This window comes from Bradyrhizobium zhanjiangense (assembly GCF_004114935.1).
In the GTDB taxonomy this organism is placed as follows: Bacteria; Pseudomonadota; Alphaproteobacteria; order Rhizobiales; family Xanthobacteraceae; genus Bradyrhizobium; species Bradyrhizobium zhanjiangense.
Genome location: NZ_CP022221.1, coordinates 1,163,399 through 1,186,646, shown reverse-complemented (window position 1 = coordinate 1,186,646; position 23,248 = coordinate 1,163,399). Strand labels below are relative to the sequence as shown.

20 protein-coding genes and 2 pseudogenes are annotated in these 23,248 nt (G+C 63.7%); 12 read left to right on the top strand and 10 right to left on the bottom strand.

Annotation, left to right across the window (positions count from 1 at the left end; all coding sequences use genetic code 11):
* Nucleotides 1-55: 55 nt before the first annotated feature.
* From XH85_RS05550 to XH85_RS05535, 4 genes are all read right to left on the bottom strand, one after another.
* Nucleotides 56-1,288: a rhodanese-like domain-containing protein gene (locus tag XH85_RS05550; protein ID WP_128931077.1), complete on the bottom strand. Its 1,233-nt coding sequence runs from the start codon at nt 1,286-1,288 to the stop codon at nt 56-58.
* A gap of 107 nt (nt 1,289-1,395) precedes the next feature.
* Entirely contained in the window at nt 1,396-2,685 is a 1,290-nt protein-coding gene (locus tag XH85_RS05545; protein WP_128931076.1) for a DUF1963 domain-containing protein, read from the bottom strand.
* Nucleotides 2,686-2,819: 134 nt separating this feature from the next.
* On the bottom strand, nt 2,820-4,004 hold the full coding sequence (locus XH85_RS05540; RefSeq protein ID WP_128931075.1) for a PepSY-associated TM helix domain-containing protein: 1,185 nt from the start codon (nt 4,002-4,004) through the stop codon (nt 2,820-2,822).
* Nucleotides 4,005-4,413: 409 nt separating this feature from the next.
* Nucleotides 4,414-5,298 (bottom strand): dihydrodipicolinate synthase family protein, encoded by an 885-nt coding sequence (locus XH85_RS05535; protein ID WP_128931074.1) that lies wholly within the window; start codon nt 5,296-5,298, stop codon nt 4,414-4,416.
* A 180-nt stretch (nt 5,299-5,478) separates the two neighbouring features.
* Here XH85_RS05535 and XH85_RS05530 point away from each other — a divergent pair, with 180 nt between their 5' ends.
* Together XH85_RS05530 and XH85_RS05525 are read left to right on the top strand one after the other, a co-directional pair.
* Complete coding sequence (locus XH85_RS05530; RefSeq protein ID WP_128931073.1) at nt 5,479-6,891, top strand: FAD-binding oxidoreductase; 1,413 nt, start codon at nt 5,479-5,481, stop codon at nt 6,889-6,891.
* An 11-nt stretch (nt 6,892-6,902) separates the two neighbouring features.
* Complete coding sequence (locus XH85_RS05525; RefSeq protein ID WP_164940121.1) at nt 6,903-7,613, top strand: GntR family transcriptional regulator; 711 nt, start codon at nt 6,903-6,905, stop codon at nt 7,611-7,613.
* Nucleotides 7,614-7,619: 6 nt separating this feature from the next.
* On the opposite strand, the gene XH85_RS44740 is transcribed toward XH85_RS05525, so the two are convergent.
* A complete protein-coding gene (locus XH85_RS44740; RefSeq protein ID WP_164934848.1) occupies nt 7,620-7,757 on the bottom strand; it encodes a hypothetical protein in 138 nt (45 codons plus the stop codon).
* Nucleotides 7,758-8,040: 283 nt separating this feature from the next.
* On the opposite strand from XH85_RS44740, the gene XH85_RS05515 reads away from it, so the two are divergent.
* Nucleotides 8,041-10,062, top strand: coding sequence for a YgiQ family radical SAM protein (locus XH85_RS05515; protein WP_128931071.1), 2,022 nt, complete (start codon nt 8,041-8,043; stop codon nt 10,060-10,062).
* Nucleotides 10,063-10,079: 17 nt separating this feature from the next.
* Here the strand turns inward: XH85_RS05515 and XH85_RS05510 are convergent, their stop codons facing one another.
* Nucleotides 10,080-10,373 (bottom strand): DUF718 domain-containing protein, encoded by a 294-nt coding sequence (locus XH85_RS05510; protein WP_128931070.1) that lies wholly within the window; start codon nt 10,371-10,373, stop codon nt 10,080-10,082.
* Nucleotides 10,374-10,812: 439 nt separating this feature from the next.
* On the opposite strand from XH85_RS05510, the gene XH85_RS05505 reads away from it, so the two are divergent.
* The 5 genes and pseudogenes from XH85_RS05505 to XH85_RS45775 all read left to right on the top strand — a co-directional run bounded on the left by XH85_RS05505 (nt 10,813) and on the right by XH85_RS45775 (nt 13,960).
* Nucleotides 10,813-11,148, top strand: coding sequence for a type I restriction-modification system subunit M N-terminal domain-containing protein (locus tag XH85_RS05505; RefSeq protein ID WP_128931069.1), 336 nt, complete (start codon nt 10,813-10,815; stop codon nt 11,146-11,148).
* Nucleotides 11,149-11,235, top strand: a pseudogene (locus XH85_RS46100) (methyltransferase); the annotation flags it as partial.
* Nucleotides 11,236-11,272: 37 nt separating this feature from the next.
* Complete coding sequence (locus XH85_RS05495) at nt 11,273-12,295, top strand: LLM class flavin-dependent oxidoreductase (protein WP_128931068.1); 1,023 nt, start codon at nt 11,273-11,275, stop codon at nt 12,293-12,295.
* A 125-nt stretch (nt 12,296-12,420) separates the two neighbouring features.
* A complete protein-coding gene (locus XH85_RS05490; RefSeq protein WP_245473398.1) occupies nt 12,421-12,855 on the top strand; it encodes a DUF2846 domain-containing protein in 435 nt (144 codons plus the stop codon).
* Nucleotides 12,842-13,960, top strand: coding sequence for a M48 family metallopeptidase (locus XH85_RS45775; protein ID WP_338025609.1), 1,119 nt, complete (start codon nt 12,842-12,844; stop codon nt 13,958-13,960). The genes XH85_RS05490 and XH85_RS45775 overlap by 14 nt, the downstream gene beginning before the upstream one ends.
* A 194-nt stretch (nt 13,961-14,154) precedes the next feature.
* Here XH85_RS45775 and XH85_RS05480 read toward each other — a convergent pair whose 3' ends face one another.
* Entirely contained in the window at nt 14,155-14,751 is a 597-nt protein-coding gene (locus XH85_RS05480; protein ID WP_128931066.1) for a TetR/AcrR family transcriptional regulator, read from the bottom strand.
* An 87-nt stretch (nt 14,752-14,838) separates the two neighbouring features.
* On the opposite strand from XH85_RS05480, the gene XH85_RS05475 reads away from it, so the two are divergent.
* Nucleotides 14,839-16,149, top strand: a complete 1,311-nt coding sequence (locus tag XH85_RS05475; protein ID WP_128931065.1) for an MFS transporter — start codon at nt 14,839-14,841, stop codon at nt 16,147-16,149.
* Nucleotides 16,150-16,252: 103 nt separating this feature from the next.
* Here the strand turns inward: XH85_RS05475 and XH85_RS47230 are convergent, their stop codons facing one another.
* Both XH85_RS47230 and XH85_RS05470 read right to left on the bottom strand, forming a co-directional pair.
* Entirely contained in the window at nt 16,253-16,375 is a 123-nt protein-coding gene (locus XH85_RS47230; RefSeq protein WP_276485689.1) for a hypothetical protein, read from the bottom strand.
* A gap of 13 nt (nt 16,376-16,388) precedes the next feature.
* The gene (locus XH85_RS05470) at nt 16,389-16,565 is read right to left on the bottom strand and encodes a hypothetical protein (RefSeq protein ID WP_245473399.1); all 177 of its coding nucleotides are present in this window, start codon (nt 16,563-16,565) and stop codon (nt 16,389-16,391) included.
* A gap of 113 nt (nt 16,566-16,678) precedes the next feature.
* Between XH85_RS05470 and XH85_RS46095 the strand changes: the two are divergent.
* From XH85_RS46095 to XH85_RS05455, 3 genes and pseudogenes are all read left to right on the top strand, one after another.
* Nucleotides 16,679-16,810: pseudogene (locus XH85_RS46095) on the top strand (phytanoyl-CoA dioxygenase); the annotation flags it as partial.
* A gap of 508 nt (nt 16,811-17,318) precedes the next feature.
* Complete coding sequence (locus tag XH85_RS05460) at nt 17,319-22,145, top strand: NAD-glutamate dehydrogenase (RefSeq protein WP_128931064.1); 4,827 nt, start codon at nt 17,319-17,321, stop codon at nt 22,143-22,145.
* A 71-nt stretch (nt 22,146-22,216) separates the two neighbouring features.
* Nucleotides 22,217-22,537: a hypothetical protein gene (locus XH85_RS05455; protein WP_091887339.1), complete on the top strand. Its 321-nt coding sequence runs from the start codon at nt 22,217-22,219 to the stop codon at nt 22,535-22,537.
* Between the two features lie 180 nt (nt 22,538-22,717).
* On the opposite strand, the gene XH85_RS05450 is transcribed toward XH85_RS05455, so the two are convergent.
* Nucleotides 22,718-22,972, bottom strand: a complete 255-nt coding sequence (locus XH85_RS05450; RefSeq protein WP_128931063.1) for a hypothetical protein — start codon at nt 22,970-22,972, stop codon at nt 22,718-22,720.
* Nucleotides 22,973-23,248 lie beyond the last annotated feature (276 nt).

The window sequence follows — 23,248 nt, the reverse complement described above, 5'->3', positions numbered from 1 at the left end:
GCCAAGCGCTCGCTTGTCCAGGATGACGAAGAAGATTTGTTGCGCGGCAACAGAGTCAAATCACATAAAACCCGTGCGTTCCATCCCGGCGGAGCTGCTCGACGAGACCATATTCCCAATCCAGATAGGCCTGCATCGCGGCTTGCGCGACGTCGGTGCCTTCATAGGGCCGGCGGTAGCGATGCGCCGGGTCGGGCTTGGGCAGCAGGCGCGGCGGACCAACTTCGAGCGCACCGTCATAGCCGCCTTCGAGCACATAGACCTCCCAGCCCATCTGCGCCAGCCAGGACGCCGTCATGTCGGCACGCACGGCCTTGTCGTCGGTCAGCAGGATACGCGCTCCGCGCACCGGCGCGGCCATGTCGGTCTCCTGGACCAGCTGGCCACCGGGATAATGACGGAAACCCGGCAGATGGCCCGCGACATATTCCTCCGCGTCGCGCACGTCGAAGCGATAGAGCGTGCGATCGGTCTGCACGACAAGCGCCGCCGCCTCGCTCGCGCCGATATGACGAACGCCGGCGCGATAGGCGACGTCGCGGGCATTGGCTGGGCCGCCTTCGAACGGCCCGATCGCGCCGCGCCTGTCGGCACCGTGATCGAGCGTGTGGCGCGACAGCGTCCAGCCGATGGTGCCGTTGCGCAGCGCGCGCACCTTGTTGGGCACGCCGGCATTGATCAGCGACTGGGTGCCGATGATCGAGCGCGTGCGGCCGGCGCAGTTGACGATGATGGTGGTTTCAGGGTCGGGCGCAGCCTGCCCGGCCCGCAGCACCAGCTCCGCGCCGGGCACGCTGACCGAGCCCGGAATGTTCATGGTGGCATATTCGTCGAAGCGGCGGACATCGAGGATGGCGATGTTGGCCTTCTCGGCAATGAGTTTCGCCACCTCGTCGGCGCTGAGCGAAGGCGTGTGGCGGCGCGCCTCGACCAGCTCGCCAAATGCTTTTGAATAGGAATTGACGTCCTCGAACACTTCATAGCCCGCTGCGCGCCAAGCCTTTAGCCCGCCTTCGAGCACGCGGATGTTGGTGTAGCCGAGCGCGGCCAGCCGTTCGGCCCCGGTTGCGACCAGCCCCTCGCCGTCATCATAGAGCACGATCGCCACGTCCTTACGCGGCAGCCTGACCTCGGCTTCGACCGCGATCCGGTCGGCAGCCATGTTGGCGGCGAACAGCGGATGACCGGTCGCGAACGCTGACTCATATCTGAGATCGAGCAACGCGATTTCTTCGCGCAGGAGCAGGGCGCGGCGGATCTCGGCGGGAGTGACGGTGGGAAGCTTCATGGCGTGAACCCTGACGAGAGAGCCAGAAGCTTTTGAACCATTGCGGCGCTGTTGGCTAGCCATATCGGAGAACAGGACGAAAGCAAGTTCGCCGCGCAGAGATCAGACTAGTCGCATTCGTATGTGGCAACGGCTTTCGAGAAGTCACGTCGAGCAAGAGCATCCCGATCAATCCAAAAATGAAGCACACCACCGACATTGGAGTGCCAATCGAAAAACGCGAGATCTCCTTGTATCTGGAGCAACAACATGTCCTCCAGATGCTCCTCGGTCGCATCTTGCGGGCCGCTGCCATATCCCAGCATCTGATGAAGCGCTGTTCTGAAGTGGCGCCGCCGCCCGTCGTCCACGGTCGGGGTCTTCCAATGATTCTGCCGCGCGAGATTCGTAACGTAGCTGAAAGGGGCGTCTTCGGAAGCATCGACCTCCTCGGTCGCCATGCAACGGATCGTGTGATTGATGGCATTACCTAGGTCCGCCGCGAATTCGCTGGTGTATGTGCGTACCTGCCCGTCCATTTTCTCGTAGGTCTTCACCACCTCGAACCACCAGCTCCTGAAGGACACCTTTGTGTCAGGATCGACGTCATCCATTGGGGTGAGCGTCCGACAGCGCTCGAGCCACGCGATCGCGCCAGCGCGAACACGATTCAATTCCACAGTTGCTACGTCGGTGAGCGGCTTGCCATAGTATCCAAGCTTCAGATCGCGCTGAATGTGCGACAACACCGACCGAACCACGCAAACGATCAGGAGCCAATTGAAGGGCCAATCCTCGTCTTTCTCGTATTTGGCCGCGCTTCGGAATTGAAGCAGATCATACTCCTGCGGCTCGCCCGGACCCAGCGCCCTGCATAATTCTTCGACCATAAGCTCGCCACCGACGGCATCGTCCCGGAAGTGGAAGTCGCGGAACAGCCGGAAGGAGACAGGATATTTGAACTCGATCTTGGAATGAAAATCGAGGTTCGAATCGAGCCATTTGACCTGATAATCACCGTCGGTGCCTCCTAGCGGCATCAGATCCGGCGGTGGTGGACGGTCAGGATACGCGTCGCCGCCGGCAGCGCTATAGAGGACGCGGCAAGCTGGATGTCTTTCGCCAACGAACACCGAACTGCAGAAGAAATAGAGTGTGCCTCGCTTCGGAAGCGGCGACCAGCCGGAGCCAGGCACGTCGGCCAGGTCAATTTGAGCCACGAATGTGAGCGCAACCGTTTCCAACGTCTCGTTCGCCCTGACATCTGCCGTCGGCCACTCAAGCTGCGGGGGCAACTTGGGGAGTCCACCGAAAAAGCTCCGCGCCGGATGCGTGAGCGGCACGGGCAGGTCACTGCGTCTGACAAGCACGGCGGGCAGCGCCGTTTCTTCAAGCTCATCTCGTTCGGATAGCGCCATCAGGATCGCCCCACGACATCTGCGTGCACCTTGCGGATCGAACCATTTCGTGAAACCGCAGACAAGTGATTCTTGTCTGCCGCTCACATGGGCGTCCTGCGATGGGCTTTGAGCGGTCGACTGAGTCCCAGTGATCACTCGCCGGGAACGAGCCGCCCCAGCGGCGGCTGCGCCGGGCGCCGCAGCTCGCGGCGTGACAGATAGAGCAGAATGCCGGTGACGGCGAACAGCGGCATCAAGGCCGCGGCAATCATGAAGGCGAGCTTACCGGGCCAGCCCAGGATGGCGCCGCGGTGGATGTCGTAAATGGCCGCGATGACCTTCTCGCCGAACGTCTTGTCGGAATAGCGCTCCGCGGAAGCCAACTGACCGGTGACCGCGTCGATACGAAACTCGTCGCGCGTGGCCTCGAGCGTCATGTCCTTCCCCCACGACCGGATCCGGATCACCGTGCCGGGGCTCGCTGGCAGCGTCAGCAAAGCCCTGGCGAAGCGGCCGCCCTCCTCGCGCTGGAACGTCGTCCATGCCTGATCGAAGCCGATCGGCTGCGCCGGCTCGAGACGGCCGGCCGCGCGCGGCGGGTTTGCGGGCATCATCTTCGCCGCCGGGCCTTGCGGCCGCGACAACAGCCACACGACGCCATCCTTGTACCAGTCGAACGAGTACCAGAGCCCGGTGAGCGTCATCGCCAGATAGATCGGCAGAACCCAGGTGCCGATGACGGCGTGCAGCGACCGGTGCAGGCCGCGACCGCTAAGCGAGAGATTCGGCTTCAGCCACATCTTCACGCTGCCGGCACGACGCGGCCAGCGCAGCACGAGGCCAGAGACCAGCATCACGATCAGGCCGAGCGCGGCCACGCCGGTGATCTGACGCCCCCAGCCCTTGGCGTCGCCAGGGATGAGCAGCCAGCGATGCAGCCTGCGCACGGTTGTGAAAAATGCTTCGCCGCGCGGCGAGCCCAGCACGCGTGCGTCATAGGGGTCGACATAGAGCGAGGCCGGCCTCCCGCCCTGCTCGTCGCGCCCGAAGCGGACACGCACCGCCGCGGACGGATCGCTCGACAGCATGACGGCCGAGACTTTGCCGACGCCGTGCGCTGCCTTCAGCCGTGCAACCAGTTCGTCCGGCATCAGCGCCGGCGCGGGGCGCGGCGCCACCTGCATGATGCCCGCGTCGAGATGATCGACGACCTCGTCCTCAAAACTCATGATCGCGCCGGTCAGCGCGATCAAGGCGAGCAGCAGCGCGAGCACCAGGCCCGCGATGGAATGGACTTGAAGCAGGATGGACTTGAAGGCGGGCCAGGACTCACGCATCGGCACCGACCCCTCTGGTCAGGACGACCCGCAAATCGGCTTCGGCGCGCTGCGGCCCCATCACTAGAACTTCACCGTCGCCGACAGCGAGTAGCGACGCGCGTCGCCAGCAGCACGGCCGCTCCGATGAGAAGACCTGCGCGGCTCTTGCCGGCACGAAGACGATGGCCGCTGACGCGTTGGCCATCCACGAAGGCACGCACTTTCATTCCACTTCAAGTCAGGAGCATTGAAGTGTGCGCGTGTAACAGCCGTCGAGATCGAGGAGAACCGTAGCGGAGCTTGAATCGCTCTAGTGTTGAATCATTCTAAGAGCAGACCGCGCTGAACAGCATCATGAATTGCCGGTGCGCCCTGCGCGACACGCAGCACGCGAATTTGCCGCGGCGTGTCGCGATCTTGCGCGATCTCAGGCGACGGCAGGCGCCATCAGCGCGTCGATCTTCCGCAGGAACGCGGCGCCGTCGGACAAGGCGCGAAGCGGCGGACGCACACGCAGCCAGCCGGCATCGCCCGTCTGCGCCGCGACGATGGCCTTCAGCGTCGCAACCAGCGATGGCGTCTTCACCACGACGTCGATCGCCGCCTGCATGCGCGCTTCGACGTCTTTGCCGTCAACCATGCCCTTGACCAGTTCGGGCACGACATTGGCCATGCCGCAGATGGTGCCGGCGCCGCCGGCGGCGATCGCACGGGCGATGTCGGCTTCGTTGCCGACGGTGATGGCGAGTTCGGGCGCGGCTTTGCGGAACGCCTGGAATTGCTTGAAATCGCCACTGGAGTCCTTCAGGCCGGCGATAATCTTGCCGTAGCGCTTGCGCAGGCTTGCGGCGACTGTCGTCGGGATCGCGACGCCCGAGACCTGCGGGATGTGATAGAGATAGGCGCGAAGGCGATCGTCGGCGACGCCGTCGATGATGGCGGCGAAGGCATCCTCGATGCCTTCGGGCGTGACGCTGCGATCGAAGTAAGGCGGCAGCAACAGGACGTGACGCAGGCCGAGGCCAAGCACGGCGCGCGTCAATGCGATGCTGTCGGTCATAGCGGGGAAGCCGCCGCCGATGCCGATACGCTCCGGCGCGACGCCGGCCTTGAGCATGGCTTCGATGGTCGCAACACGCTCAGGGACATTGAAGGAGGTGCCCTCGCCGGTGGTGCCGAACAGCACGACACCGTCGACGCCCTTACTGAAGAGTTGCTTGGCATGCGCCGCGAGCTTTGCGGAGTCCACGCTGCCGTCCGTCGCCAGCGGCGTCGCCGACGCCACCCAGAACCCGCGAATTGCCTCCGTCATCTCACTACCCTTTAGCTGCGACCTCGGACCAAGCCTCTGATCTCCTGATGGACCTTGAGAGGGCTTTCCAAGCCTTGTTTTTGCTTTACTTTCGATCTTGTACCTTACATACAAGAAAGAGGCAAATCCTTTCCACCGTCGCGGCGCGCATAGGCGCAGTCAGATCTGAGGAGGTCTCGCATGGACATGGTGACCCCGAATGAGCGTCCTGACCAACTGCTTGGCGCATTGCGCGACAAGCTCGGCGCGGCCGCGGTGCTGACCGGCGGCGACGTGCCGGCGCGCAATTGCAACGACTGGAGCGCGAGCCTGCCGCAGACACCGCTCGCGGTGATCCGTCCGCTCGATGCGCAGGGCGTTGCCGATGCGATTCTGACCTGCCGGAAGGCGCGACTTCCCTTCGTGCCGCAGGGCGGATTGACTGGGCTGTGCCGCGGCGCCTCGCCCGAGACAGGCTGGGTCGCGATCTCGCTGGAGCGCATGACCGGGATCGAGGAGATCGATCCTGCCTCCGCGACGATGACGGTGAAGGCCGGCACGCCGCTGGAGACGATTCAGAAGGCCGCGGATGAGGCCGGCTTCTTCTTCCCGCTCGATCTCGGCTCGCGCGGCTCCTGCGCCATCGGCGGCAATCTGTCGACCAATGCCGGCGGCAACCGCGTGATCCGCTACGGCATGACGCGCGAGCTGGTGCTCGGGCTCGAAGTGGTGCTGCCGGACGGCACCATCATCACTGGCCTCAACAAGCTGATGAAGAACAACGCCGGCTACGATCTGAAGCATCTGTTCATCGGTTCCGAAGGCACGCTCGGCATCATCACCCGCGTGGTGCTGCGGCTGTTCCCGAAACCGCGCTCGACCATGGCCGCGCTCTGCGCGCTGAAGGATTATGCCGCGGTGATCGCACTGCTCGGCGCCGCGCGCAGCGGGCTCGGACCGCTGCTGTCGGCCTTCGAGGTGATGTGGCCGGACTATTGGGATGTGATCACGACGCGCGCCGGCGTGAAGCCGCCGGTCGCAGCAGGCCACGGCCTCTACGTGCTGGTCGAGGCGCAGGGCACCGACGAGAGCTTGGATGCACCGCGCTTCCAAAACTGGCTGGAAGAGCTGATGGAGCGCGGACTGCTGGCGGACGCCGCCGTGGCGCAATCGCTGGCGCAAACGCAAGCCTTCTGGCGCGTGCGCGACATCTGCGCCGAATTCGGCCAGGTGCTGGGGCCGCACATCTCCTACGACATCGGGCTTGCGGTGGCGCGGATGGACGAGTTCGCGACGCGCTGCAAAGCAGCACTCGCAAAAGGCATCAAAGGCTGCGAGAGCGTCTATTACGGCCATATCGGCGACGGCAATCTGCATCTCGTCTCCTGGGTCACGGGTCTCTCCGTCGCGCAGCAGCCGAAAGAACAGATGGACGCGATCATCTATGGTCTGGTGCGCGAGATGGGCGGCAGCGTCTCCGCCGAGCACGGCATCGGCACGCTGAAGAAGAAGTGGCTGGATCATGCCAGGAGCGAGGCCGAGATCGCGCTGATGCGAACCCTGAAGGCCGCGCTCGATCCCGAGCATCTGCTCAATCCCGGCAAGGTGATCTGACCGGAGAGCCCATGAAGTCGCTGAAGTTCGATACGCCGAAATCGCTGTCGCAGCGGGTGATGCAGCGGCTGCGCCAGGCCATCGTCGACGGCGAATTCGCGCTCGGCGCCGCCATCTCCGAGGAGATGGTGGCCAATTCCTTCGGCGTCAGCCGCACGCCGGTGCGCGAGGCGATGGGCCTCTTGCAGGCGCAGGGGCTCGTGGCGATCCGGCCGCAGGTCGGCAGCTTCGTGTTCACGCCGAGCGCAGAGGACATCCATGCGCTCTGCACCTTCCGGATCGCACTCGAGCCGAAAGCGGCCGAGCTCGCCTTCCGCCACGATCGCGACGGCGCAATCGCGACAATGAACGCAGCGATCGCCGCGATGGAGCCGGCGATCGCGGCAAAGGACAACATCGCTTATGGCCGCGCCGACGCCGCTTTTCACGAGGCGCTGTTCGCCCATTGCGGCAACCGTTACCTGGCCGAATCCTATCAGCTCGTCTCCGGCCGCGTCGCCGCGCTCCGCACCAATTTGACCTCGCCGATCGACGTGCGCACCCGCTCGTCCTTCGATGAGCATCGCAGACTGCTCGATCTGTTCGCACGCGGCGAGCACGCGGCCTTCGAAGCGCTGATGACGACGCACATCACCAATTCGGGCGTGGTCTATGCCAAGGCGCTGAAAGTAGAGGCACTGAAAGTGGAGGCGCCGCAGATGGACGCGCCGAAGGTGGATTGAGCGCCGTCACGGTCCCTCCCTCGGTCCCGGCCTGTCCAGAAAATCCAGCGCGGTGTTGATCTGTTCGAGCTGGTGCTCGAGCCTGTCGCGGTCTTCGACCGACTGCGTCGTCTCGAGCTGTTCCACGAGCTTCTGCTTCCGCATCAGCAAGTTCTCTATAACCGTGCTCACAATTCCCCCATCGCCAGAGGCGAAGATCAGGGCAATGCCAAACCCGGACGCGAGCGCGCGCGACCCGGGCCGCATCAACCCTCCATCAGAATGTTCGCGGAGGCGGATGGTTCCTGCAGGTGAACCACGACGCGCTCGCCGAGGTCCGGCAGTTGCTCGCAGGCGGCTGAAGGTTGGCTGGCAGCCCGGGGAACCCCGACCTTTCACGCGCCCGTCGGTTGAATTCGGGGCCTCGGCGTCTTATCCGTAAGCCCCCATGGACACCCAGATCATCACCGCCGAAAAGCCCCTGATGGCGCAGGCCCGCCCGCGCAAGCCGGCGCCGTTCCTCCCGATGAGCCGCGCCGAGATGGATGCGCTCGGCTGGGATGCCTGCGACATCGTGCTGGTGACCGGGGACGCCTATGTCGACCATCCGAGCTTCGGCATGGCGATCATCGGCCGGCTGCTGGAGGCGCAAGGCTTTCGCGTCGGCATCATCGCGCAGCCGGACTGGCATTCGGCCGAGCCGTTCAGGGCATTGGGCAAGCCAAAGGTGTTCTTCGGCGTCACCGGCGGCAACATGGACTCCATGGTGAACCGCTACACCGCGGACCGCCGCTTGCGCCATGACGACGCCTATACCGCCGGCGGCGAAGGCGGCAAGCGGCCGGACCGCTGCACCATCGTCTACGCGCAGCGCTGCCGCGAGGCGTTCAAGGATGTGCCGATCGTGCTCGGCGGCATCGAGGCCTCGCTGCGCCGGATCGCGCATTACGACTACTGGTCCGACAAGGTGCGCCGCTCGGTGCTGGCCGACGCCAAGGCGGACTTGCTGCTCTACGGCAATGCCGAGCGCGCCGTGGTCGAGGTGGCGCAGCGGCTCGCGGCCGGCGAAGCGCCGCGCGAGCTCGACGACATCAGGGGCGTCGCGCTGTTCCGCCGTGTGCCGGAAGGTTATTCCGAGCTGCACGCCGACGATCTCGATTCCGCCGACGAAGGCGCATCGCGGAAGCCGGGCGCCACGGTGATCCGCCTGCCGGCGCTGGAGCAGGTCGAACAGGACCGCGAGGCCTATGCGCGCGCCTCACGCGTGCTGCATCGGGAGAGCAATCCCGGCAATGCGCGGCCGCTGGTGCAGCGTCATGGCGATCGCGATCTCTGGCTCAACCCACCGCCGACCCCGCTGACCACCGAGGAGATGGACGCGGTCTACGATCTGCCTTACGCACGCGCGCCGCACCCCTCCTATGGCGAAGCACGAATTCCCGCCTGGGAGATGATCAAATTCTCGGTGACGATCATGCGCGGCTGCTTCGGCGGCTGCACCTTCTGCTCGATCACCGAGCACGAGGGCCGCATCATCCAGAACCGCTCGGAAGGCTCGATCCTGCGCGAGATCGAGAAGATCCGCGACAAGACGCCGGGCTTCACCGGCGTGATCTCCGACATCGGCGGCCCCACCGCCAACATGTACCGGATGGCGTGCAAGGACCCGAAGGTCGAGGCGGCGTGCCGGCGGCCGTCCTGCGTCTTCCCCGAGATCTGCCCGAACCTCAACACCTCGCATGACGACCTCATCAGGCTCTATCGCAAGGTGCGCGAGACCCGCGGCATCAAGAAGGTGATGGTCGCCTCCGGCGTGCGCTACGACCTCGCGGTGGAGAGTCCCGAATACATCAAGGAGCTCGTCACCCATCACGTCGGCGGCTATTTGAAGATCGCACCGGAACATACCGAGCGCGGTCCGCTCAACAAGATGATGAAGCCGGGCATCGGCGCCTATGATCGCTTCAAGCGGATGTTCGATGCCGCCGCAGAGCAGGCCGGCAAGAAATATTACCTGATCCCCTATTTCATCGCGGCGCATCCCGGCACGACCGACGAGGACATGATGAACCTCGCGCTGTGGCTGAAGAAGAACCGCTATCGCGCCGACCAGGTGCAGACCTTCCTGCCCTCGCCGATGGCGACGGCGACCGCGATGTACCACACCGGCGTCAATCCCTTGCGCGGCGTCCGCCACGGCGGCAGTGACAAGGTCGAGGCGATCAAGGGCCTGCGCCAGCGCCGCCTGCACAAGGCGTTCCTGCGCTACCACGACCCTGACAATTGGCCGGTGCTGCGCGAAGCGCTGAAGGAGATGGGCCGCGCTGACCTGATCGGCTCGCAGCCCCACCAGCTCGTCCCGGCGCACCAGCCACCCGGCACCGGCAAGGCCGCCGGCACGAAGCGTCCGGTGCGTCCCGGCGGCAGGACGCAGCGGTTCACGACCAAGGGCCTGCGGGTGATGAAGTAGCGGGCGCCACGCGCCTGCTAGAGATCGAGCACGACCGCCCCTGACACGGCATCCGTGACGCCGCGTCCATTGCCCTGGTCCTCGAGCACCGACCTGAAACTGTCGAGAGTCTTGATCATCGCGGGCCGTGCCGCGACCATCGCGTCCTGACTGGCCCAGCTGCCGATGAGGCAGAAGGCCTGCTCGCCGGTCTTGATGATGACGCCATGTTCGAGGCCCGGCCATTTCGCCTTGCCGTCCCGGTGTGCGTCGAGGAAGGCGGCCTCCTCGCCCTGCTTCACCCTGAACTTCACCACATTATAAACTTGCATGATGCGCCTCCCGAAAATGGACTGATGAAAAGGCGAGCGCCGGATCAGGTCGGTTCGGGCTGATAGTTTTGCACCCCTGAAACAAAAAGTCGAAAACAACCCCATGCACAGTAGGCGGGGATAGCGAAATCAAGGGCTTGAAGCGCAACGGGGTCGGGTGGCGGCGTCATCACGCCCGAGCGGGTCGGCTCGCGCCTATAATTTAAGAAAAACCGAAGATCACTTGATCCGTCGGGCAAAACAGGCGTAGGATGGCATCATCGGGCCTTACGCTTTCCTGACCGCCCGCTCCGTCTCCCCCAAAAGTTAGAAGGCGTCTTTCCTCGCGAGAAGCTATGGATAATCAACACCATAGTTTGAAAAGAACCTGGCTCCTGTTGCAATCCACCAGCAAGCTCTCGAACTTGGTCGCAAGAAGCAAAAGAATCAGTACCGAACAATGAACAAAGGTCACTTCGAACTTATCGGCGAATTTGAAGCCGGGCTCTGGAAAATCGCCGACAATCTGCGGGCGAACTCCAATCTGGCGTCGAACGAATATTTGATGCCCATCATGGGGCTAATCTTTCTCCGCCATGCGACGAACCGCTTCGCCGAGTTGGATCACTTTTGGGAAAAAGAGCAAACAAAGGCCGACGTCGAGGTCTTCATCATGGATGAAATTTTCAGCCGCCTCCCCTCACCACCGTTCACTGCGGATGAGAAGAAATTGGTGGCCGAGAATGTCTACTCGTACGTTTTCCAGCAAGCGATGCGCGGCGATTTCCACGCCTGAGAAATAATTTTGCGTCAGGCCGGCTTCTCGGACACAACCCTGTTCTACACCGGCTTCACCTTCCGCGGCTGGGTGGCCTACGCTTGATGCGGCCCTGCTTCGTCAACAGAGATAGACTGTTCCAATGAAAAAGATCGGATTCCTCTCCTTCGGGCACTGGACGCCCTCGCCGCAGTCACAGACCCGCTCTGCTAGCGATACGCTGCTGCAATCGATCGAGCTTGCGGTCGCGGCGGAACAGTTAGGGGCGGACGGCGCCTATTTCCGCGTGCATCACTTCGCGCGGCAGCTGGCCTCGCCCTTTCCCCTGCTCGCCGCAGTCGGCGCCAAGACCAGCAAAATCGAGATCGGCACGGCCGTGATCGACATGCGCTACGAGAATCCGCTCTACATGGTGGAGGACGCAGGCAGCGCCGACCTCATCGCCGGCGGCAGGCTCCAGCTCGGCATCAGCCGCGGCTCGCCCGAGCAGGTGATCGACGGCTGGCGTTACTTCGGCTATCGCCCGGCCGAGGGCCAGAACGACGCCGACATGGGCCGGCGCCATGCCGAGGTCTTCCTCGACCTGCTCCGCGGCGAAGGTTTTGCCGAGCCCAATCCGCAGCCGATGTTTCCCAATCCGCCCGGGCTGTTGCGCCTCGAACCGCATGCGCAGGGCCTGCGCGAACGCATCTGGTGGGGCGCCGGCTCGAACGCGACCGCGGTGTGGGCGGCCAAGCTCGGCATGAACCTGCAGAGCTCGACGCTGAAGAACGACGAGACCGGCGAAGCCTTCCATGTGCAGCAGGCCGCGCAAATCCGCGCCTATCGTGCCGCATGGAAAGAAGCCGGCCACAGCCGCGAGCCGCGCGTGTCCGTCAGCCGCAGCATTTTTGCGCTGATCGACGATCGTGACCGCGCCTATTTCGGCAGGAGTGGTGAAGGCGAGGACCAGATCGGCTTCATCGACCCGCGCACGCGCGCGATCTTCGGACGGAGTTATGCGGCCGAGCCGGATGTGCTGATCGAGCAGCTGCGGGAGGACGAGGCCATTGCGGAGGCGGATACGCTGCTGCTGACGATCCCGAACCAGCTTGGCGTCGCCTATTGCGCGCATGCGATCGAGGCGATTCTGACGCATGTGGCACCGGCGCTGGGGTGGCGGTGAGGCGAGCCGCACCCCATACGACCTATAGTCGAGATTGACTTCAGCCACCACCCCAGCCAATGATGCCCCGGGGAAATTGGAATGATTAAGGGGCGAGAATGCGTTTGGGGGTGGGGATCTTTGCCGTGGCCACGCTGCTTGCGGGGTGCGCATCGGGGCCAATGGGCGATCAGGCTCTGACCGAGAACGTCAAGTCGAACACTGCACGCCTTGTGGTGTATCGCTCATCCGCCCTGGGATTTGCGGTCCAGCCCAACTATGCCGTGGACGGACGCGTGATTGGCGGCAGCCAGGCCGCGGGCTTCCTGGTGTGCGATCTGCCTCCGGGCCGACACGAGGTCGCCGTCAACAATCTGCCACTGAGCAGCAATCTGTTCGGACAGGGAAGCGAGAAGGTGAGCCTCGAATTGCGCGCAGGCAGCACCACCTATCTCTCAGCCCAGCCGCAGATGGGAATCGTGACGCCCGGCGCGATCACGCTGATCCAGGTCACGGAAAGCCAGGGCCGCGCGGACGTCGCCAAGCTGCATCAAAGCAACGGTTCATGTGACAAGGCGTGATCCAACTCGCTCCGGTATCAAGGGGCGCATCAATCGCCTCGCCCTGAAGATCATCCTGCGGCTCGGTCGTTACGCCGTTCTCCCGGTGGTGGCACTGGCCTGTGCGATCCTCGCCAGCTGGCTGATGATCATGGATCGGTACACGATCGCGGCACTGGCCACGATGCCGCTCGTGTTCTCCATATTCACGGTAGCGGCAGCGCTCATGATCGGCCTCTTGCTCCTGCCTTCGCGAAAGCATCAGAGTTTCGAGGCGAACGAGGAGATCGCTCCGGGTCTTTGGGCAATGTGGAAAGAACTCGATCCCAGCTTTGTGCGATCACGGCGCACCCTGCTGATCGACACCGACTTCAATGCCTCGATCGAGGAAGTGAGCCGATACGCCGGACTGTTCAGGCCACACGTCACGATGACCATCGGCCTGCCACTTCTGATCATTCTCGACGAGCGTGCTGTTCGTGCCATCATCGCCCATGAGGTCGCACATGCGCAGCTTCGACACACGTCGGGAGGGGCGAACCTCCATGACTTCATCGCCGCTTCGGAGAACATGCTTTTCTATGCCGATCCGGATCGAACGATAACCGGGCGCATTGCCCTCGCCCTCCTCCATTCCATGCTCGAATGGCTCGACAGGGAATATCGCGCGTTGAGACGGGAGAACGAGCTTGGCGCCGATCTCGGTGCAGCCGAGCAAGTTGGGCGGGCCGAGATGGCGCGTGCCCTGGTCATTACGAACGCCTGCAGAACACGTCTTGCCGACCTCGTGTTCGCGCCTCTGGAGAAAGAGATTCTGGGCGCAATCAATGCGCCTCGCCCGCCCCTCGAGCGGATCATCAAACGGCTCGAGGACATCAGAGCGCACGAGCCGATGATCGTTGCCGCCGTCGCTGGTCTAGGTCATGAGGACGATCCGGACTCGACGCACCCGCCTTTCGGCAAGCGGCTCGCCAACCTCGGCCACACCGACATTCCCGAGATCGACGAGGTCCGGACATCCGCCATCGGCCAACTCCTCTCACGGGACGCAGCCAAAGACCTCCCCGCCCGCTTTGACAGGGAATGGCGGAAGAAGGCGCAGGAGTGGGTCAACGTCGGCAGGTAATTGCGGCCGAAACCTGAGCAACTGCTACGGCTGCGGTCATTGAGCGACACCTGTGGTCGCACGATGCCGGCGTGAATAGGGACGCGATTGGTGGCTGAATTCGTCCCCGAGGCGATCAGGCTGCCGCCCGCTTCGACCGGCAGCAAGTTCCGCGTGCGCTTATCAGCGGCCTGATCTGCGAGCCGGCCCACCGCTCACCCCGCCTTCACACCCGCATCGATCAGCATCTTCGCCGCCGCGACTGCCGACTGCGCCGGTCCGTCCTCCGACTGCTGGCCGGTGACGTAGATGCCTTCGATCAGCAGCAGCAGGGCGTCGCCGAGCACGGCCGGCTGGCGCGCGCCCATGTTGGCGGCGAGTTCGCGCAGGCGCTTGCGGAAGACCTTTTTGTGCGCTTCGGCGACCTGACGCGCGGGATTGTCGCGCGAGGGGTACTCCACCGCGGCGTTGCTGAGGCCGCAGCCGCGATAGCCCTTGCGCACGGCGTGCGCCGACAGCTGGCTGATATAGGCGAGCACATGCTCGCGCGCGTTGCTGTAAGTCTTGCCGTCGGGGCGCTCGAAATTCTCCCAGAAGTGCTGGTCGTAGTCGCGTAAGTACGCGGCAGCGAGATCGTCCTTGGAGGCGAAGCTGCGATAGAGGCTCGGCTTGGTCACGCCGGCCCGGTCCACCACCTCGTCGACGCCGACGGCGCGGATGCCCTCGCGGTAAAACAACTCGCTCGCGGAGGCGCGAATCCGGTCGGCGGCACGGAGCGGCGGGTCCGCGGGTGCTTCGGCTTTTTTCTTCATCGCTTTCCGATGCCTTCCATCTGGCCTTGATAATGTTACTGACCGGTACGTACTAATGCCGCATCGAAATACGTACCGGTAAGTAACATGCCCCATTCTCCCGTTCAACCTGCCTCCGTTCAATCCACCACCGTCTCCAGGCGGCCGTTCGGCCCGAACTATGCCTTCGTGGTCGTCGCCGTGATCTTCCTGGCGTTGCTGGCATCCGCCGGACTGCGCGCGACGCCGAGCGTGCTGATGCTGCCCCTTCAGAAAGCATTCGGCTGGGACGTCGGCGTGATTTCGTCGTCCGCCGCCGTCGGCATCTTCCTTTACGGCCTCGCGGGTCCCTTCGCGGCGGCCGTGATGCAGCGCTTCGGCATCCGCCGCACGGTGCTCGGCGCGCTGGTGCTGATGTCTCTCTCGACCGGGGCGAGCTACTTCATGACCGCGCCGTGGCAATTGTTCCTGACCTGGGGCCTGCTCTCCGGCATCGGCTCGGGCGCGGTCGCCAATGTGCTCGGCGCCACCATCGTCAATCGCTGGTTCACCACCAATCGCGGCCTCGTGATGGGCCTTTTGACCGCGAGCACCGCGACCGGCACCCTGATCTTCATGCCGGGCCTCGCCTCGCTGGTCGAGTGGGGCGGCTGGAAGCCGGTGGTGCTGACGGTGGCCGCATGCTGCGCGGCGCTGATTCCGCTGGTCTATTTTCTGGTGCCGGAGCGGCCCGCCACGATCGGCCTGCGCTCCTACGGCAGCACGCATGACGAACAGCCCGCAGCACCCGCGCAGGGAAATCCGTTCGTCGCCGCGATCAGCAATCTTGTCCGCGCGACGAAGACCCCGACTTTCTGGTTCCTGTTCGCGACGTTCTTCATCTGCGGCTTCACCACCAACGGCCTCGTCGGTACGCATCTGATCGCGTTCTGCGGCGACCACGGCATTTTCGAAGTGCAGGCCGCAAGCCTGCTGGCATTGATGGGGTTCTTCGACCTGTTCGGCACCACCTTGTCGGGCTGGCTCACCGACCGTTTCGATCCGCGCAAGCTCTTGTTCTTCTATTACGGTCTGCGCGGGCTGTCGCTGATCTACCTGCCCTACTCGGACTTCTCCTTCGTCAGCCTGTCCGTGTTCGCGGTGTTCTACGGCCTCGACTGGATCGCGACGGTGCCGCCGACCGTGCGCATCGCCAACGAGGCGTTCGGCGACAAGAACGCGCCGCTGATCTTCGGCTGGGTCGTCGCCGGCCACCAGCTGGGAGCCGCCTGCGCGGCCTTCTTCGCCGGCTTCATGCGCTCGGCGCAGGGTGACTATCTGCAAGCCTTCATGATAGCGGGCGCGACCGGTATCGTCGCAGCCGTGCTCTCGCTGATGATCGGCCGGCGTCCGATGCAGCCGGCGCTCGCCGCGGCGTGAGGGGCAGATTGCTTCGGATGGCGGCGGCACGATCCGCCGCCGTTCAACCTGGGAAAGCGCGATGCGCGCTTGACGCGTCACTCTCGGAATAGAGCAGGAGCGGTCAGCTGATGTTGAGCAGAATCCGCCCCGATTCGCCGCTGCGCATCAGATCCAACGCGTCGTTGATGTCGTCGAGCGCGAACTCGTGGGTGACGATGCCGCCCTTAGCAGTCTTGATATCCATGGGTCGCGCCCGGTCACTCGAAATAGATGAATTCATAATCGCCGGTGTAGCCGAGCTTGCCGTAGAGCCAGGTCCATTCCGATGTGTGCAGGATGGATTCCGCCGTCAGCGCCCAGCATTCGAGATTGTGCAGCTCGGCGACGGTCCGGTAAGCCTCGACCATGACGTACTTGTTCTTGCCGACCATCATTGTTTCAGATCAATGATGTGGACATCCGTAGCCGCAACCGCACGCGTGTCCGAGCCTCGCTCGGCCTTTGTTCGGGATGCGAGGTCGGGCGAACCTTGATTCCACGCTCCACGCAATCCCACCGGGGGAAGCGGCCGCGCTTCATGGCACAGCCTCCGCTGCTGCCGAAGGGCGAATTTGATCCGGCGTTGCCACCTTCGCCGGTTCAGATCGCCATCCGGCAGGCGTGTGGGCTGGCGTTGTAGTCGGACAACATCCGGGACCGCTGGGGCGGCTGATGTTCCGGATCCCCCCGGCGTTTCACGGGGCAACGGGCTGAAGGGCCGAATGCTGAGTCCGGTGGCACAGGTCTTTGCCGATTGCGTTCGCGAAATTGCCAAGCCGCTTACCCGCCACTGAGGGCACGGCGTGATCAGAGCGGCGGCGAAATCGTACTGAAGCGCGCGAAATCGGAAATGGCGTGCCGTTCAGAACAAAACAACGAACTCATACATAATTGAAATTGCGTGTGATTTTTCCTGCCCGAGGCGTTCCACCGCCGTCGGCGCAGACTTCGGGTCCCACCCGTTGTCGTAGGAAAATTCAACACACCTCACGACAGCGTGCACCTTTCGCTCCTGGGACGTAGTATGTTGCCGGAAGCCGTCGACGCTTCGAGACCGAGAATTTCGGTGGCACTCGATCGCGAGCGCTCGAAGAGATGCACTCCAGAATCAAGCTGATGATCGCGGCAGCGGTCGGACGGCGCGGCAAATGGAGGACACGATGGTGTGGCGTGACGACAAGGCCCGGGCAACCCTGATCCGCGATGCAGCAGGCAGCGTGCCAGCCGGCAAGAGCCCCCGGGCCTTTGCCGAGCCTCTGTTCGGCTACACCAATGCCGAGGACCTCGCCAATTACGATGCGGCCTCGCTTGCCCTCCTGGCGGAGCAAGCCTGGGAACACGTGCAGCGGCGCACGGCCGGCCGCGCCGATATCCGCGTCTTCAATCCGGTGCTGCCCGACGGACGCGAGATCTCCGTGCTCGAAATTCTCAACGACAACATGCCTTTCCTGTTCGACTCCACCATGGCGGAGCTCATCGAGCAGGGCATCGAAGTCACCCTTGTCGCTCATCCGATCATCGCCGTGGAGCGCGATGACCAGGGCAAGCTGCTGCGCTTCTACGGCGAATCACTGCCGGAGGGAGCAAAGGGCACGCGCGAAAGCCTGATTCATCTCCACATCACTCGCCTGGACGCCGATGCGGATCGCAAGAAGCTGATCGAGGGCCTCACCAGCACGTTGAACGACGTCCGCGCCTGCGTCACCGACTGGCGCGCCATGCGCGACCGCGTCGAGGAAGCGATCAAAACTTTCTCTTCCAATCCGCCGCCGCTGCCGATCGACGAGGTCGCCGAAGCAAGCCAGTTCCTGCAATGGCTCTGCGCGGACAATTTCACCTTCCTCGGCGTGCGTGAATATCGCTTCTCGTCCGACAGCGACGCGTCCGACGACATTACAACCGGCGAAGGCCTCGGCATCTTGCGCGATCCCGACGTGAAGGTGCTGCGCCGCGGCACGGAAATGGTGGTGATGACGACGGAAATTCGCGAGTTCATGCGCGAGCCGACGCTGCTGATCGTCATCAAGGCCAATGTCTCGAGCCGCGTCCATCGTCGCATCCGCATGGATTATGTGGGCATCAAGCTCTATACGCCCGACGGTCGGCTCGAGGGCGAACTGCGCGTCGTCGGCCTTTTCACCTCGGGCGCCTATACCCGTTCGGTACGACAGATCCCCTATGTCCGCCACAAAGTTTCGGGGGTGCTCCAGCGCGCGGGCTTCGACCCGAGCGGCCATTCCGGCAAAGCGCTCATGCATATTCTCGAAGAATATCCACGTGACGAACTATTCCAGATCGACGTCGACACTCTGAACAATTTCGTCATCGAGGTCCTGATCCTCTACGAGCGCCCCCGCGTCCGGGCGCTGGCGCGGGTCGACAAGTTCGATCGCTTCGTATCCGTCCTCACCTTCATTCCACGCGACAAGTACGACACCAATGTGCGCACGCGTGTCGGCGCCTTCCTGGCGCAGGCCTACAAGGGCACCCTGTCGGCCTCCTACGTAGCATTCCCTGAGGGGGCGCTTGCGCGCGTCCACTACATCATCGGGCGCTATGAAGGCAAAACTCCCCTCGTCGAACGCGCCGCGCTCGAAGCCGGAATCAGCGCCATTGCCGCAACCTGGGCCGACAAGCTGAAGGCCGCGCTCACTGCATCGACCGATGGCATGCGGGCACGCATGCTCGCCAATCGCTATGCCCAGGCCTTTAGCGGCGGCTATACCGAGGTATTCACGGCAGAACAGGCGATCGCCGATATCGCGACCATCGAGAAGCTCACGCCGGCGCGCCCGGTAACGATTTCGGTTCACCGCTTCGGGGGCGAGGGCAATCCCAGGCGCTTCGGCCTCAAAGTTTTCTCGGACGCCGCACCGCTGTCGCTGTCCTACCGCGTGCCGGTGATCGAAAATCACGGCCTGCGTGTGGTCAACGAACGCACCTATCAGATCGTGCCCGGTAACAGGCCCGCCCCGGTCTGGCTGCACGACATGACGATCGACACCAGCGACGGCCAGCCGATCGAGATCAGCCCGGACTTCAGCCATCGCCTAGAAGCCTCGATCATGGCCGTGGTCACCGACCGCGCCGAATCCGACGGGTACAATGCCTTGATCCTGCGCACGGCCCTGGGCTGGCGGGAAGTCTCGACCATCCGGGCGCTGTCCCGCTATTTGCACCAGATCCGTGCCCCGTTCACCCAGGACTATATGTGGGAGACCTTGCGCAAGAACGCCGCGATCACGGCCAACCTCGTCGCGCTGTTCCAGGTTAGCCGCGATCCGCATCTTATCCTTACCGATCGCGAACGTTCAGCGCGCGAGGCAACTCTCCTTGCCGAGATCGAGGAGCAGCTCAAATCCGTCGCGTCGCTCGACGAAGACCGCATCCTGCGCCGCTTCACCAATCTGGTGCAGGCAACCGTTCGCACCAATCTGTGGCAGATCGGCGAGGATGGACATCCACGTCCGGTGATCTCCTTCAAGTTCGAGGCGCGCCGGATCGACGACCTGCCCGCTCCACGACCTCTCTACGAGATCTTCGTCTATTCACCTCGTGTCGAAGGTATTCACCTGCGCTTCGGCAAGGTTGCGCGCGGTGGCTTGCGCTGGTCCGATCGGCCGCAGGATTTCCGCACCGAAATTCTCGGCCTGGTGAAAGCGCAGCAGGTCAAGAACGCCGTGATCGTGCCGGTCGGGGCCAAAGGCGGCTTCGTACCCAAGCGCCTGCCATCGCCCTCCGATCGCGAGGCGTGGCTAGCGGAGGGCACGGAAGCCTATCGCATCTTCGTTCGTTCGCTGCTCGAACTCACCGACAATCTCGGCGGGGACATCGTGGTGCCGCCCGACCTGACCGTGCGGCATGACGGTGACGACCCCTATCTCGTCGTAGCCGCCGACAAGGGCACCGCCACCTTCTCCGACGTCGCCAACGCGATCTCGGCCGAGAAGAACCATTGGCTCGGCGATGCCTTCGCATCCGGCGGCAGCCAGGGTTACGATCACAAGAAGATGGGGATCACGGCGCGCGGCGCCTGGGAGGCGGTCAAGCGCCACTTCCGCGAGCTCGGCACCGACATTCAGACCACGCCGTTCACCGTTGCCGGCGTCGGCGACATGTCCGGCGACGTCTTCGGCAACGGCATGCTGCTCTCGCCGACGACGAGGCTCGTCGCCGCTTTCGATCACCGCGACATCTTCATCGATCCCTCGCCCGATCCGGCGATCAGCTTCCATGAGCGCCAGCGTCTGTTCGACCTGCCGCGGTCGAGCTGGCAGGACTACAACAAGTCGCTGATCTCGCAAGGCGGCGGCGTGTTCTCGCGCTCGCTCAAGGCGATCGCGCTCGCTCCGGAAGTGCGCACCCTGCTGGATCTCGATAAGCCGCAGGCGACGCCGTTCGAGGTGATGACGGCAATCCTGAAAGCGCGCGTGGACTTGCTGTGGTTTGGCGGCATCGGCACCTATGTTCGCGCGTCGGCGGAGAGCGACGATCAGGTCGGGGACCGCGCCAACGATCCGATCCGCGTCGCGGGTGGCGACGTGCGCGCGCGGGTGATCGGCGAAGGCGCCAACCTCGGCGTCACCCAGCGTGGCCGCATTGAAGCGGCGCAGAAGGGCGTCAAGCTCAACACCGACGCTATCGACAATTCGGCCGGCGTGAACACGTCCGACGTCGAGGTCAATATCAAGATCGCGCTGGCGCGCCCCGAGCGCGAGGGACGCCTCAGCCCCGCTGACCGCAACAGCCTGCTTGCCGCAATGACCGACGAGGTCGGTACGCTGGTGTTGCGCAACAACTATCTGCAGACGCTGGCGCTCTCGCTCGCCGAGCGCAAGGGCGTGGCCGAGGCCGGCTTCCTCGCCCGCCTGATGCAGTCGCTCGAGCAGCGCGGCTTGCTCAGCCGCGCGGTGGAGTACTTGCCCGACGACGCAGTGCTCACCGAGCGCATACGGCGCGGCCAGTCCCTGACGCGGCCCGAGCTTGCGGTGCTGCTCGCCTACGCCAAGCTGACCCTCTACGATGATCTGCTCGTCACCAGCGTGCCCGATGATCCCTATCTTGCCCGCGAGTTGTCTCAGTATTTTCCGCGCGAAATTCAGGACAAATTCCCGACAGCGGCCGAACTGCATCGTCTGCGGCGGGAGATCATCGCGACCAGCCTCGCCAATGCGGTGATCAACCGCGGCGGCCCGGCCTGTGTCGTACGCCTGATCGACGAGACGGACGCCGATATCCCGACCATCGTCATGGCCTACGTGGCGGTCGATGAATGCTACGGTCTAAAGGGGCTCAATGACGCGATCGATGCACTCGATGCCTGCATCGACGGGCAGGTGCAGCTGTCCCTCTACGCTTCCGTGCAGGACCTCCTGCTCTCCCGCATGGTCTGGTACGTGCGCAACGTCGATTTCAAGGGCGGGCTGGAGGCCGTCGTCGCGCGCTTCGGCCCGGCGATCCGCCAGATTGTCGCCGCGCTCGACACTACCCTGCCGCCGGACTTGCAGGCCGCACGCGCCAAGCGTCGGCAGGACCTGACCGACGCTGGCGTCCCGGCCGGCCTTGCCGGCGAGCTCGCCGATCTCGACCCTCTGGTCTCGGCACCCGATATCGTGACGGTCGCCGAGCGCACCACCCGCCCCATTGGCGACGCCGCCGCGACCTTCTTCGCCGCCGAGGCGAATTTCCGTCTCGACCGCATCATCGCCGCCGCGCGCCACGTGCCGGCAAACGACTATTTCGAACGTATAGCCATCGATCGCGCCGTTGAGCAGATCGCTGGCGCCGAAAGAAGACTGGCCGCGGATATGCTGGCGACCGGCCAGTCCGGCCAGCAGGCCGTCGAGACCTGGCTCGCCGCTCACCCCCAAGCGACGCGCATCCGCAGCTCGGTCGAGGAGATTGCTGCCAGCGGCCTGACGCTCGCCAAGCTGACGGTGGCGGCGAACCTGCTGGGCGACTTGGTCAAGGCCTGAGGGCGTAGCGAGGCAGCGATGTGAAAGGGTCAATGCTAGGCAGGTTGTCAGCCGGCGAATGGAGGAATCCAATGATCCACGCTACTTGCCATACAGCCGATAATGTCCGCTGCATCGAGTTCGATGCCACACCCTGGTTCAGCGAGGCTGACGCTCCGAGCATTATCGACTTGGCCCAACGCGGATGGGCCAGTACCGCGATTGCCGATTCCCTCGAGGGCCGACGCGGATACGAACGACTGCACGACCTCGTTGAGTATGCGGCGAAGCGACTGCAATCAGAATCCCTGGAGGACCCGACCTGGGAAACCTTCGAGTGCGTCGTCGACGGACCGGAGGCCGTGGCCTGGCTCGAGAAAAACCGACCCGACGTGGTGACAAGGATCCGGTAAGCCACGAAAAGCGCAGCAACGGCGGCGCTTGATTTTTGCGATTGCAAACAAAAGAAATGGCGCTCCCTAGGGACGGGCCAGAAGCGAGTGATTTCAGTGGACTAAAGAAACGTTTGGGCAGCAACAGCCTTATTGCCAGGCACGGTCGCTACAACTGCAAATCAATTCAGGCGTAAAGCTTCACTCATCCAATTTCTTGTTCAGTTCAGGATCGAGCTTGGTTCGGTCGACAGACTGATAGAACGTGATAGGCCTGCATTTTCCGTCGAAGTCCGCGAGGACGACGGCCGTCCACGGACTCGTGGTCTCGCCCGAACTATCGCGGGAGTCCGGCATGACCTTGCGAGCAGCGACGACATACCAAGCGCGACCAGCCGTTGCCGCCTTCGCAGCCGCAGCAAACTCATCCAATATTCCGCGCAGATTTTTGCGCATTTCTTCTTCCGTGTCCCCGCGGAGGTATTTTCGAGACGACTTTCCTGCCTCCCCGTACTCATGCTGAATGTTCAACTGCAGTCGGGCATCGTCCACTTCGATCTTGGTCACCCGTGTCACCGCTCCGCCTTCGCGAAGATAGTCCCGCACCCGGACGTCGCAGGCCAAAAATCTGTCCGTGGGCGGCTGAGCGACGCTAGCTGCAGGGGAGACCGCGGCAAGTGTCCGGGTGTGCTTTTTTCGAGGAGCAGCGTCCGCAGGCATCGTGGCGATGGC